The sequence below is a fragment of the Leptolyngbya sp. CCY15150 genome, assembly GCF_016888135.1.
Lineage (GTDB): Bacteria > Cyanobacteriota > Cyanobacteriia > RECH01 > RECH01 > RECH01.
This window is the reverse complement of sequence record NZ_JACSWB010000278.1, coordinates 241,792-254,466: the sequence shown is the minus strand read 5'-3', so window position 1 is coordinate 254,466 and position 12,675 is coordinate 241,792. Positions and strand designations below refer to the sequence as shown.

Below are 12,675 nucleotides of genomic sequence, written 5' to 3'. Positions count from 1 at the left end.
TTATGCGTTCCCTTTGTTCTTTGCGATGATGACCTCAGCAATACTCTGAGGTACATCCTCGTAGCGGCTAAATTCCATGGAGAATATGCCTCGACCCTGGGTATTGGATCGGATATCTGTAGCATATCCAAACATACGTTCCAACGGAACCTTAGCCGTGACCTTGGCTAGCCCATCTCCTGCGCTTTGCCCTTCGATATGTCCACGACGTGAAATGAGGTCGCCAATGACGGTACCCAAAAAGTCGTCTGGAACTTCTACCTCAACCTTCATCATAGGTTCTAAAACCACAGGAGATGCTTTCATAACGGCTTCTTTAATCGCCATTGATCCAGCAATTTTGAAGGCCATCTCAGATGAATCCACGTCGTGGTAAGACCCATCCAACAGCGTAACCTTCACATCAATGACTGGATATCCAGCCACAATCCCAGATTCGCAAGCTTCCTTGATGCCTTGCTCTGCCGCAGGAACATATTCCCTTGGAATTGCACCACCGACAATCTTAGAAACAAACTCGAACCCAGATCCTGTTTCACCAGGCTCAACGGCGATCACCACATGGCCATACTGCCCCTTGCCGCCACTCTGACGAATGAACTTGCCCTCTGCTTGGGTTGCCTTACGAATAGTCTCGCGGTAGGCAACCTGCGGAGCGCCGACATGAGCCTCGACCTTGAACTCGCGCAGCATCCGATCCACTAGGATTTCCAGATGCAGCTCGCCCATGCCTGCAATCACCGTTTGGTTAGTCTCTGGGTTAGTCGCAACTCGAAAGGTCGGATCTTCCTCAGACAGAGACTGTAGGGCTTTGGATAGCTTCTCCATGTCCTGTTTGGTTTTCGGCTCCACAGCAACCGAAATGACCGGCTCAGGAACATAGAGCGATTCCAAAACAATGGGTGAGGCTTCGTCGCAGATGGTATCCCCAGTAAACGTATCCTTGAGACCCAGTGCTGCCCCTAGATCTCCGGCACGCAGCTCATCCACCTCAATGCGATCGTCTGCTTTAAGAACAATCAAGCGAGAGATGCGCTCTTTCTTACCCTTAGCAGAATTATAAACATAACTCCCCTTAGATAAAACGCCTGAGTAGACCCGCAGGAATGTTAAACGCCCATAGGGATCCGCCATGATCTTGAAGGCAAGAGCAGACAGGGGAGCATCATCATCGGCAACCCGTTCAGTGGTGGAGCCATCGGGCAGCAAGCCTTGAATCGGAGGAACTTCCAAAGGCGATGGCAGGTAATCCACCACAGCATCCAACAGCAGTTGCACGCCCTTATTCTTGAAAGCAGAACCGCACATGACTGGAACCAGAGTGCCGGCGATCGTTCCCCGACGCAAGGCCATCTTGATCTCATCTAGGGTAAGGTCTTCACCGTCCAAATACTTTTCGGTGAGATGGTCGTCTGTTTCTGCAACAGACTCGATCAACTTGCCTCGGTACTCATCGACTAGCTCTTGGACTTCAGCGGGGATCTCAGTTTCCTGAATATCCGTGCCTAAATCATTGGCATAAAGATAGGCTTTCATGGTTACGAGGTCAACAATGCCCCGAAACTCGCCTTCACTACCAATGGGGAGCTGAATAGGTACGGCGTTTGCCCGCAGTCGATCCGTAATTTGCTGGTAGACCTTGTAGAAGTTTGCGCCGGTGCGATCCATCTTATTGACGAAGGCAATGCGCGGCACAGAATAGCGATCGGCTTGCCGCCAAACGGTTTCTGACTGAGGCTGAACTCCACCTACCGAGCAAAAGACGGCAATAACTCCATCTAGAACACGCATGGAGCGTTCAACTTCGATGGTGAAATCAACGTGCCCCGGCGTATCAATAATATTGATCTGGTGATCGTTCCAATGGGTGGTGATAGCTGCTGCCGTGATGGTGATGCCACGCTCCCGCTCTTGCTCCATCCAGTCCGTGACGGCGGTGCCTTCATGAACTTCCCCAATTTTATGGACAACGCCAGAGTAGAACAAAATTCTCTCTGTAGTCGTTGTTTTACCAGCATCAATGTGTGCGGCAATTCCCATATTTCGTATTTTTTCTAGCGGGAACGAGCGTGCCACAGCTACCTCCTTAAATTCTCTGCCCGGTTTTGTTGGTTGAGTAAACGGTTCAGCCTCTCAATTCTATACTTTTGTAACTATACAAAGTGTAGGACTGATCCCACAACTTTACTGAGTCATGCTCTTAGTAACGATAGTGGGCAAACGCTTTGTTCGCTTCGGCCATCCGATGTGTTTCTTCCCGTTTGCGAATGGCGTTCCCAGTTTCGTTGGCGGCATCCATGAGCTCATTGGCTAGCTTGCCTGCCATGGTGCGGCCGGGGCGTTGGCGAGAGAACTGAGAGAGCCAGCGAAGCGCTAGAGCGGTTCCCCGATCTGAACGAACTTCCATAGGAACTTGATAAGTAGCTCCACCCACCCGGCGTGCCTTCACTTCAACGAGGGGAGTTGCGTTACGAACAGCGGTTTCGAAGGTTTCGAGGGGATCGTTGCCGGTGCGCTCTTGAATGAGCTGGAAGGCATCATAAATAATGCGGTAGGCCAGAGATTTCTTTCCGCTGGACATGATGCGCCGAGCCATCATGGTGACAAGACGGCTGTTGTGAACCGGATCAGCCGGAATGGGGCGCTTCTGAATGACAGTGCGACGAGACATTGTGAATTCAACCTATATAGAGTGAAGGCAATGAACTAAAACAGAGAAGAGGGCGTGAATGATTAACAAAAAATGAATTCAGGGCAGGCAACCCATCTAGGGCGATCGCCATTGTAAACTGCTGCCATTCATTTCTCTAAATCTTTGCGATGCCTGCGAGGGACATGAAGAACGCTTAGATATCAACTGGAGCACTATTAAGGTCTGCCGTGGATGTCTCCATGCTCTGCCCATGAAGCAGCGACTAGACCCATGAAAAGCTAGATATTAAGTGCGAGCCACAAAGCCATCAACCACCTTCATCCATCGTTTGTGCGGGAGGCTGAAGGGTAGGCTGTCTACTTTTGCTTAGGACGCTTGGTTCCATACTTCGAGCGCCCCTGTAGCCGATCTTTAACGCCAGCCGCATCTAGGGTGCCGCGAATGATGTGATAGCGAACACCAGGCAGATCCTTAACCCGACCACCCCGGATCATGACGACGGAGTGCTCTTGTAGGTTATGCCCAATCCCAGGAATGTAAGCAGTTACTTCAAAGCCCGATGTTAGGCGAACCCTCGCAACTTTACGCAGAGCTGAGTTAGGCTTCTTAGGAGTTGTTGTGTAAACGCGCGTACAAACGCCTCGACGCTGAGGGCAGCTCTTGAGGGCAGGTGACTTCGTCTTCTTTACAGCCTTTTGGCGTTCGCTGCGAATGAGTTGCTGAATAGTCGGCATGAGTGATTGGAAGCAGTCCTATTAGGGTTGGTAATTGCGATTCAACAAATCCTAATCTTACTGAAATTAGTCAGCTCATGTCAAATCTTTTTTCTAGCTGGAGGAGAAGCGATCGCTTATGACGTACGTGAGGGGTGAGACTGCAACGGCTAGCGGCGTGATGAGGGTGCAGACAAGCCTTGTGCATCAATACTGTCAAGACAACGGAGTTGATGGTCGATGGGGAACGTAGTCCACCACGCTAGCGTGAGCGAGACACGTTCGGAAGGATAACGAGATAGGCTAACCAAACAGTCAAAGCGGTTACTTCTATCATGATAGCGGGTATGACCGTGAAGAGTGCATGGAAAAAGGCTGTTTAGCCCAACGCCTAACGAATATAAGCTAGCGCTCTATGAGTTCATCGGGGTGAGGGGTCTTGCCCCTCGACGTATTAATCCTCACATCGGACTGCCTCACATCGGATCGTAGGGGCTGTGGGCTAGAGGCTATCTAAGCAATGAGCCTAGCTCTTTTCTGGCTGCCTCTCAATTCCATACTTCTCCATACTTCATAGTCTCAGCTTCATAGTCTCAGCCATTCTCAGGTTGAACACCTTTCCCAAGCGTGTTGAGATCAGTCATCGCATGGTGCCAGCACTCCCGTGTGACACCCATCTCTGTCGCTCCTGCGGCTAGATCTGGGACAGGAGCGACACCTAGAGCATTCCCACGCTCAGCGCAGAAACAATATCGCTTGCCCGAGCTTGTTGAAAGCAGGATGACTAGATGAGTTGGACAAGCTCATGGTTTCGTTCAGGATTGGGCGGCTTGGACAAGTACTGGTCACCATGAGAATTGCTGTCATGGTCTTCATTTCCATGGTCTTCATCACCTCCCTGTTCGTAGGTGCCTCAACCTATGGGTGGATGAAGGATTGGAAGGCATCGTTTAAGGTTAGGGGAAAGAAATTCACTTAATCTGTTAGCAACTATTAGCAACCTCTTAGCAAAAAGCAGCCAAGATTGGGCACAGCTTTTGCCTTGCCTATAGATGTGCTTGTAGATGAAATGTATATGATTTGATGTTCGTTTAGGAGATGCTACCGATGGCAGCATTAAAACCTCTTCAAGGTGTTGATTTAATTTCCTGTGCTCAAGCCAATGCGAGGCTTGGATTAAAGGTGGCAGCCCAGCAATGTGGCTATGGAGAAAATACCGATCAATTTGGTCGCGTGCTTCAAGATACCTGTCGGGATATGGGAATTGATGTTAGTCAATTGAGTGATTTGTTGACCGATCGGCAGAGCTAGTGAATCGAAAGGGCGATCGCTTGAGACTAGTGCCGCAAGGTAGAAGAACGAAGACATAACAACGAAAAGGAATCCAGGACGCACAAGGTTTCCTGCCTTAGCAACTAGGCGGGTTACGTCCGCCTCAGAGTACTAGAGGCACTAGAGGCTTTAGGCAATGGGATCATGTCTTGGATCAGCCAATGTCATGACTCCTGTCAGTCCTTGATCTATCGTGTCTACTTGATTCCTCACGTTGTACTTCAAGCGCCTGATCTGTCTCGTAAATCCTCCATAAATCCTCCGTAGGAATGAGATGAAGCGATTGATAATACAGCAAAAGATAGATTACAAACCCATAGGTCTTGACGTTAGATCAGAGTAGGTTCATTCGTGACATAACTCATTGAGATTCTGCCAAGGCAACTAGGGCTACAGGGCATCTATAGCAATTAGTCCGGTTCTTGGTCATAACCTCAGAAAGCGATCGCTTTTCTAAGAACGAGTTATGAGCCGAGCAACCTCACAATCATGATGTTGAAAAAAGGAGTCAATCCTATGACTACGCTAAGCCAGAAAGAAGCCTACCAAGAGAAGGTACAAGCTGAGTTTGATAAGCTTAGCGCTCGAATTGATGAGCTTCGAGCCAAAGCCGATCAAGCCAAAGCTGATGCTAAGATTGAATACAACAACCAGTTGGAAGAACTGCAGGCGAAGCAGCAGGCCATGCAGGCTAAACTGACTGAGTTTCAAGAGTCTAGTGCGTCCGCTGTTGAGGAAGTTCAGGCCGGTCTTGAAACCGTTTGGAAGGACTTAACGGTGACGTTTGACAAGGCTGTAACTGCCTTTAACTCTGAGAAATAATGAGCTGCCATTGTCTGTTAAGACATGTTTGGGAGCTAGGTCTTAGGTGCTAGATGCCATGACGGATTGAATACCTGAGACCTCAAGCCTGACTCCTTTCCAAGAGACCGTCTTGCATAAAGTTGCCATTCTAATCATGGTGATTGTTAGACGAGGCGGCCATCTTGGCCACTATCTAAAAACTAATTGACGTCGAGCTATTCCGTAAGGCTCGGGTCATAGGCGAAGCATTCCATCGCGATCGCACACCCCAGGCGATCCATAGGTGAATGGTTTCGCCTTTTTGCATTCATTGACCATCCATGTTGGATGTTGTTGGTTGGGTTCATGTGGCGCATACCCTTGAAAACCAACTATTGAAACTATTGAAACCAACAATCATCGACCAGCCCCCAATTTTAAGATGAGGTCATGCACTATGGTGAACTATTCGCCAGGGGCGATCGCCCTTCACAATCGCCAATCAATGAAGCTCTTGTCGTCGTTACTGCACAAGAGCCAGCAGCGGCGATCGCTCATCCTAGCCTGCTGTAACGATGTTCGCTGGCATGGAGCCATTATTCGCAAATTGCGTGCCCATTGCGCTCTGCCACTGCAGGCAGTTAAGCTACCTGCCTCAACGCGATCGCTCTACGGAGAACTGCATTCTCAAGGGATGACCTATCCGGCCAACGGCGCGTTAATGATCTTAGGATTAGATGCGATCGCTGCTCTCAACCGCGTCTTGCTAGCCTTCGAGCTGGAGTACCAGACCTATCCAGGGACTCCGCCCGTGCCCTTGGTGCTATGGGTGACCGATCGGGTGATGAGCAAAATATCGCAGTTTGCACCATTGTTGGAAGAGCAGGCTAGCGATCCCGTTCGATTTTGGGCGATCGCTTCTGCTGAACCTCCTGCCGCGATCGCCCCATCATCGCCTCCCCTAGAGTCCTGTTGTGCAGGAGAAATGTGAGGGGAATTTTGAATCAGCCGTGGAGTGCGGAAGAAATTTCTCTATCATGGGGGAAGTACCTTTGATTCGTGCTGAGGCTCTGTGACACGCACCCCTATTCATCCCAACCCAGACAACCGCCCAACCATGCCGCCTCTATCCCAGCGGCCTGATCCCTTGGGTCGGTTTGGCCAGTTCGGTGGTAAGTATGTTCCCGAAACCTTGATGCCCGCACTCAGCGAGCTAGAACAGGCATTTTACCAATACCGCGACGATGCATCATTTCAATCGGAACTGCAGGGATTATTGCGGGACTATGTCGGACGAGCCACCCCCCTCTACTTTGCAGAGCGGCTCACCCAGCACTACCAGCGCCCTGACGGATCAGGCCCTCAGATTTATCTGAAGCGCGAAGACCTTAACCATACGGGTGCGCACAAAATCAACAATGCCTTGGGGCAAGTGCTGTTGGCCAAACGGATGGGCAAACAGCGGATTATTGCAGAAACGGGAGCGGGTCAGCATGGCGTAGCAACGGCAACCGTCTGTGCTCGATTTGGTCTAGACTGCGTCATCTATATGGGCGTTCATGACATGGAGCGCCAGGCCCTCAACGTCTTTCGGATGCGCTTGATGGGAGCAGAAGTGCGTCCTGTGGAAGCGGGCACCGGCACCCTCAAAGATGCCACCTCTGAAGCCATTCGCGACTGGGTGACCAACGTTGAAACCACCCACTACATTCTAGGATCCGTCGCTGGCCCCCACCCCTACCCCATGATGGTGCGAGACTTTCATGCGGTGATCGGGGAAGAGACCCGTGCCCAGTGTTTAGAAAAGTGGAACGGTTTGCCGGATATCCTCCTAGCCTGCGTGGGTGGTGGCTCCAATGCCATGGGACTTTTCCACGAGTTTGTGGAAGAACCCTCCGTTCGCCTGATTGGGGTGGAAGCTGCCGGTGAAGGTGTGGAGACCGACAAACATGCGGCTACGCTCACCCAAGGACGCATTGGTGTGTTGCATGGAGCCATGAGCTACCTGCTGCAAGATGAGGATGGGCAAGTCGTCGAGGCCCATTCCATCAGTGCTGGTCTAGACTATCCCGGTGTTGGCCCAGAGCATAGCTATCTAAAACAATTAGGACGGGCAGAATATTACAGCGTCACCGATCAGCAGGCCCTAGATGCCCTGCAACTGCTTTCGCAACTGGAGGGGATCATTCCAGCGCTAGAAACCGCCCACGCGATCGCTTACCTCGAAACCCTTTGTCCGCAGGTGTCAGGCAGTCCTCGGATTGTGATCAACTGTTCAGGCCGGGGAGACAAGGATGTACAAACCGTGGCCAAGAAGCTGCAGTTTGACTAAACTCATGCGATGAGCCTGCGTCCTATTGCCTAGTTTGAAGCCGTTACAAGAAACCGCGATCGCCCCTAGGAGCGATCGCGGTTTTTTACTTGGGAGACTCCTCGGGGGCTTCACGGCTCCCGAGGATATCGACTAGATCCGGGACTTAGCTGTCAAGACCGTCGTCTAGGTCATCGTCGAGATCATCATCTAGGTCGTCGTCGAGATCATCATCTAGGTCATCATCGAGATCGTCGTCTAGATCATCATCGAGATCATCATCTAGGTCATCATCGAGATCGTCGTCTAGATCATCATCGAGATCGTCGTCTAGGTCATCATCGAGATCGTCGTCTAGGTCATCATCGAGATCGTCGTCTAGATCATCATCTAGGTCGTCATCCCCATCTTCCTCGTCGTCGTCATCATCATCATCATCGTCGTCGTCATCGTCATCCAGATCATCGTCTAGATCGTCGTCATCCAGATCATCATCGAGATCTAGATCATCATCGACTTCGTACTCATCCTCATCGAGGTCAAGATCATCGACAGCGATTTCACGTAGACCGACAAGCCCAGGGAAGATGCGTCCGCTGGGGCCCACTTGTTGGTAGGCAACCAGAGCTTCACGGCCTAGACCCAGACCTAAACCAGGAGAAGAACTAGGGCGAGTCACCACATAGTAGCGATCGCGTCCTTGGTTCACAACCTCAATACGAGTACCACTCGTAGCAACCTGTTGGTACTGAGTACTCAGATTAGCGAACGATAGGTACCGATAGCCTCCTAGGTAACCATATTGGTAGATAGCAGTTTCAGAGGGGCCGCATAGGCTAAACAGTGAAGTACCAACACTTGACGCAACATTGAACGTAATTGACGTGGTTGTCACCTGAGAGGTCTGAACCGTCACCGAGTTGCCTTGTTGTCCAACAATTGTCGGTGTTGGTGGAGGCGTGATCACGCTCACAGTGATAGGCTGACCAACCTGGATAACGTTGTTCTCAACAACAATGCGGCGGTTGGTTTCTAGACTTGCGCCACAGAAGTTGCACGTAAAGTCAGAACCAGTGCTGGTATCGATGAAGATGAACTCGGTATCATCGGTGAAGTTCACTTCGTCAAAGTCAAACAACACATCTTGAGCACCAGCAAAAGCATAGAAGCTGACTGGGCCCTCGCTGCGTCCTTCTAGACGAAGGCGATCGCTGCCGCTGCCTTGCTCAAATTTGAAATCAGTGCGACTTTCGCCCGTGCTGGCAAAACCATACAGGTTCGAGTTGTAGAAATTAAAGACCCCGTCACTTTCGCCACGAATCCGGTAGGAGGTGACACCTGTTTCTGAAAGAACATCGTCGCGCTTAATATCAGCATCTTCGGTATCGATGGAGATATCGACAGAACCTAACTCGCCACGAATTTGAAACTCCTGAGAGCTACTCGTTCCGATGCTCTGAATGCGGAAACGGTCATTAACCGCTCCCACGAACCGAATGCCTTGATTGAGGATAAAACCTACATCATCGTCATCATCATCATCGTCATCGTCGAGGTCATCATCGAGATCATCGTCAAGGTCGTCGTCGAGGTCATCATCGAGATCATCATCGAGATCATCATCGAGATCATCGTCGAGATCATCATCATCATCAACAGCAACTTCCTCAGGCAAAAAGTTGAAGTCTGTACCTACGGACGGAATAACATCACTGCCGGAGAATTCAAACTTGACTCGGCGAGACAGGAAGGTGGGGGTGAGGTTAACCGGAACTTCGCTGAGGCTCTCACGGAATTGGAAAGAAGAGGGAAGAGCAATAATCCCGTCATCGACAGATGCTTCAAAGTCGCCAAGCTGAAGCTGTCCACCGATGTTTTCGATGCCACTGTCTTCAACTAAAGTGATTGCATTGCTATCAATGCCAGGCAAGAAAACTAAGGGGGCAGTACCAGCTTCAGTTGGACGCAGCAGGGTACCGTCTAGAGTCCCAATGTTGGTATCGAAGCTATCCAGCGTGAAGTTCAGCAGGGTAGGGCGACCGCTAAATGGAACCGGTGTTCCTTCAGAGGTGAAAGCAATACCTGTTAGGCCACCCTGCAATGTGCCGGTATCCCCTGCGTTGGGAAGGCCATCGCTGTTGGCATCATCAAAGGCAGCGGCATCGGGCGTAAAGATAGAGGTCGTTGTAACGCCGCTGGTAGTTTCAAGGCGTAGGGTTTGAATACCAACGTCAAATAGACGAACGTTGCCTTCTGGATCAACTTCCGGCACAAAGAAAGAGGCCTGCCCGCCAATTTCTCCACCTTCAACCTGAATTTGTGCATTTGCGACTGGAGCGATCGCTAGGCTGCCAGCCAGTAACCCTAGACCCAAGAAATAGGGTGTCGTGTGACTCTTTTTCATGCAAGTTGTTCCTTTGCGGTATAAAAAACAGGTGAACTCAATCGTCAGCGTGACCATGTGCAGTTGTGATTCACAAAGAATGCAGACATTGAGTGCATCAAATCATGTGAACCATCCAGTCGTGGGGATGCTACAGACTCAAGAGAGTGATAGTGGGGCCAATACATCAAGACCTATGTACAAGGGGTCATCCAGTTGAAAGCTGTCCTTGGACATCAGGCACGAGAATGTCAATTTTTGTAGATCTTGAACAATCATCCGGACTGGAGGGGGCCCGTCGTGAAAGATGAAGATCAAAGTCGTAATAGATGCAATATCAACAAGGTGCGATAGGCACAGGGGGCATGGTAGGCGATCGCCCGATCTCCTTAAAAGATCGTGGTAAACCTAACCCCCAAGACTGCACCCCGACGTCAATAGTTCCTGCAAACAAGCGATCGCCCTTAATAAATGAGTGCGATCGCCTGCATAGATCCGTACTCTCTGAGTCTGCACGAATCCTAGAACGTAAACGTTGTGCGCAACGCGCCAATAAAGATGGTGTCGTTGTCAGAATTGTGTCCTGGGTTAAAGAGCAAGATAAACCCAGGCGTCACGGAGATGTTGTCACTCACCCGCCAGCGATAAAACGCTTCCACATGCGTTGTGGTGGAGGGTTGACCGCCTTCCCCAGAAGGAAATTCTCCTTCATTAATCAAAGACGGAATATTGCGGTTCAGCGGCAGGTTGCTAGAGGTAATCTTCGGTGGTTGTCCCACATAGATGCCAGCCAAGTTGCCTTCACCCAAGAAATCAGGGAAGTTTAGGAATGCCATCCAGTTGAACGTTTCGATATCTCCGCTTTCCCCAAGCAGGTTCGAGTTCGTGTAGCCAACCCAGCCACCTGCGGTGAGGGATTCTGCCACTCGCCATTCCAGGGTTGTACCAAAGGCATTGGTTTGAATAGGAGCACGCCCCGTTAACCCGTCAATGACAGCAACCTGGTCATCACCTACGCCACTAAAGAGACGACCAAAGGGTGAGTAGGAATTGAGATATTGCACCGAGATATCAATATCTCGGCTAGGAGATAGCACCAACTGTCCACCGATGGTTGTGATGCCGTTATCTCCACCAAAAAATCCATTGTTAGGATCGGATGCGGAACTCGACGAATAGACGGCTTGGAAGCTAGCCCAGTTAGCAAGCTGCCAATCCAGACCCACGCCACCACCGCCAGAGCCAATGCCGATAATGGGGTTACGCTGAGCAAAACGCGACAGAGGCCCAAACCCAGCACTTTCAACCCGGTTGATACCCCGGAAGGTGTTGACGGCGTTGACACCCCGCGGCCCAACGATCAGAGCGATATCTCGGGTCAGCAGGTGCCGGAAGCTAATGTCGCTGAGTTCAATATCGTTATCGGTATCACCTTCGTAGGCTAGGCGCGTAAAGTCGCTGAGCCCAGGCGTATTGCTGGTGTTGCCATCGCCACCCTGCATACCGATGAGGAGAATACTGCGGGAATCAAACTGAGTGAGTAGGTTGAGCTGAACATTGGTAACGAGGTTAGGTTCGCTTTCATTGTCCAGCACATCTCGAAACTGGGAAAACTCATAGTCGTTGCGTCCCTGCACCCCAACCACAACTTGCCCAAAGAGCTTCGAGGTGGTGGAAAACTGGTTAGCCTCTAGCGTCGAGACCCGAGCTTCTAAGGAATCGACCCGTCCACGCAAACTAGCCAACTCACCTGCAAAGTCTTGCTGAAGGCGAGAGAACGTGTCTGCATCATCGGGGGAAATAGTGAGAGCTGCACTTTCCAGGCAGGCATTGAGGCCGGCGGCAAACTCATACCGGCTCAGGGGTTGGTTGCCACGAAAGGTGCCATCAGGATATCCGGCGATACATCCATACCGCTCAATGAGCCCTAGCAACGCTTGGTAAGCCCAATCGGTGGGACGTACATCGGATAGCTGGGTTACGGAGGTAACCTGAGCCATGCTGTCTTGGTCGATGCCGATTTCGTGAATCTCAAGAACCGTGAGCGCGTCTACATCCTCAGGCAGTAGAGCAGCGTCATCGAGCTGAAAGTCGTCAGGTTGGCTATCGGCTAGCTCTACATCCGTCTCAGCATCCGCTAGACGATTGACAGAGGTTGAATCCACCGATGCTTCATCAGCAAGGGTGAGATCAGCGGCTTCAGCTTCAGAACCAGAGCCAACCTCAAGGGATGCCAGAGGATCGGCGATCGCTTCTGTCGTATCAGTCGTATCAACAGTCGTATCAGCATCAGCAACATCCGTGATCGGATCAACCTCAAGCGAGGATAGAGGATCAGCGATCGCTTCCGTCACATTAGCTTCAGAACTGGATGGCAAGACATCAGAAGATGCTTGGGCAGTGGGAACTCCAACGGTCAGCCCCCCAATGGCTGCCGCGAGTAGCCCGAGCAGCATAGGTGCTGAATGGTTGAACCGAAAAAACTTCAAGGCGAATGATA

General features: G+C 50.9%; 9 protein-coding genes. 4 read left to right on the top strand and 5 right to left on the bottom strand.

Going from position 1 to position 12,675, the window contains the following annotated elements:
• From fusA to rpsL, 3 genes are all read right to left on the bottom strand, one after another.
• Positions 1-2,076: an elongation factor G gene (fusA, locus tag JUJ53_RS21650; RefSeq protein ID WP_204154097.1), complete on the bottom strand. Its 2,076-nt coding sequence runs from the start codon at positions 2,074-2,076 to the stop codon at positions 1-3.
• A gap of 124 nt (positions 2,077-2,200) precedes the next feature.
• Positions 2,201-2,671, bottom strand: coding sequence for a 30S ribosomal protein S7 (gene rpsG / locus JUJ53_RS21645; RefSeq protein ID WP_204154096.1), 471 nt, complete (start codon positions 2,669-2,671; stop codon positions 2,201-2,203).
• 338 nt (positions 2,672-3,009) lie between these two features.
• Positions 3,010-3,387 carry a 30S ribosomal protein S12 gene (gene rpsL / locus JUJ53_RS21640; protein WP_204154095.1) on the bottom strand — a complete coding sequence of 126 codons (378 nt, stop codon included), beginning with the start codon at positions 3,385-3,387 and terminating at the stop codon, positions 3,010-3,012.
• Positions 3,388-4,473: 1,086 nt separating this feature from the next.
• On the opposite strand from rpsL, the gene JUJ53_RS21635 reads away from it, so the two are divergent.
• The 4 genes from JUJ53_RS21635 to trpB all read left to right on the top strand — a co-directional run bounded on the left by JUJ53_RS21635 (position 4,474) and on the right by trpB (position 7,813).
• The gene (locus JUJ53_RS21635) at positions 4,474-4,677 is read left to right on the top strand and encodes a hypothetical protein (protein WP_204154094.1); all 204 of its coding nucleotides are present in this window, start codon (positions 4,474-4,476) and stop codon (positions 4,675-4,677) included.
• 537 nt (positions 4,678-5,214) lie between these two features.
• Positions 5,215-5,520 (top strand): hypothetical protein, encoded by a 306-nt coding sequence (locus tag JUJ53_RS21630; protein WP_204154093.1) that lies wholly within the window; start codon positions 5,215-5,217, stop codon positions 5,518-5,520.
• Between the two features lie 418 nt (positions 5,521-5,938).
• The gene (locus JUJ53_RS21625) at positions 5,939-6,472 is read left to right on the top strand and encodes a hypothetical protein (protein WP_204154092.1); all 534 of its coding nucleotides are present in this window, start codon (positions 5,939-5,941) and stop codon (positions 6,470-6,472) included.
• A 126-nt stretch (positions 6,473-6,598) separates the two neighbouring features.
• Entirely contained in the window at positions 6,599-7,813 is a 1,215-nt protein-coding gene (gene trpB / locus JUJ53_RS21620) for a tryptophan synthase subunit beta (RefSeq protein WP_204154179.1), read from the top strand.
• Between the two features lie 145 nt (positions 7,814-7,958).
• Here the strand turns inward: trpB and JUJ53_RS21615 are convergent, their stop codons facing one another.
• Both JUJ53_RS21615 and JUJ53_RS21610 read right to left on the bottom strand, forming a co-directional pair.
• Positions 7,959-10,196 carry a hypothetical protein gene (locus JUJ53_RS21615; protein WP_204154091.1) on the bottom strand — a complete coding sequence of 746 codons (2,238 nt, stop codon included), beginning with the start codon at positions 10,194-10,196 and terminating at the stop codon, positions 7,959-7,961.
• A 500-nt stretch (positions 10,197-10,696) separates the two neighbouring features.
• Positions 10,697-12,631, bottom strand: coding sequence for an iron uptake porin (locus JUJ53_RS21610; RefSeq protein ID WP_204154090.1), 1,935 nt, complete (start codon positions 12,629-12,631; stop codon positions 10,697-10,699).
• Positions 12,632-12,675: the final 44 nt, after the last annotated feature.

Coding starts and splice junctions, on each gene's coding strand:
- JUJ53_RS21615 (WP_204154091.1), bottom strand. CDS start 10,196: ATGAAAAAGAGTCACACGACACCCTATTTCTTGGGTCTAGGGTTACTG.
- rpsL (WP_204154095.1), bottom strand. CDS start 3,387: ATGCCGACTATTCAGCAACTCATTCGCAGCGAACGCCAAAAGGCTGTA.
- JUJ53_RS21635 (WP_204154094.1), top strand. CDS start 4,474: ATGGCAGCATTAAAACCTCTTCAAGGTGTTGATTTAATTTCCTGTGCT.
- trpB (WP_204154179.1), top strand. CDS start 6,599: ATGCCGCCTCTATCCCAGCGGCCTGATCCCTTGGGTCGGTTTGGCCAG.
- rpsG (WP_204154096.1), bottom strand. CDS start 2,671: ATGTCTCGTCGCACTGTCATTCAGAAGCGCCCCATTCCGGCTGATCCG.
- JUJ53_RS21630 (WP_204154093.1), top strand. CDS start 5,215: ATGACTACGCTAAGCCAGAAAGAAGCCTACCAAGAGAAGGTACAAGCT.
- JUJ53_RS21610 (WP_204154090.1), bottom strand. CDS start 12,631: ATGCTGCTCGGGCTACTCGCGGCAGCCATTGGGGGGCTGACCGTTGGA.
- JUJ53_RS21625 (WP_204154092.1), top strand. CDS start 5,939: ATGGTGAACTATTCGCCAGGGGCGATCGCCCTTCACAATCGCCAATCA.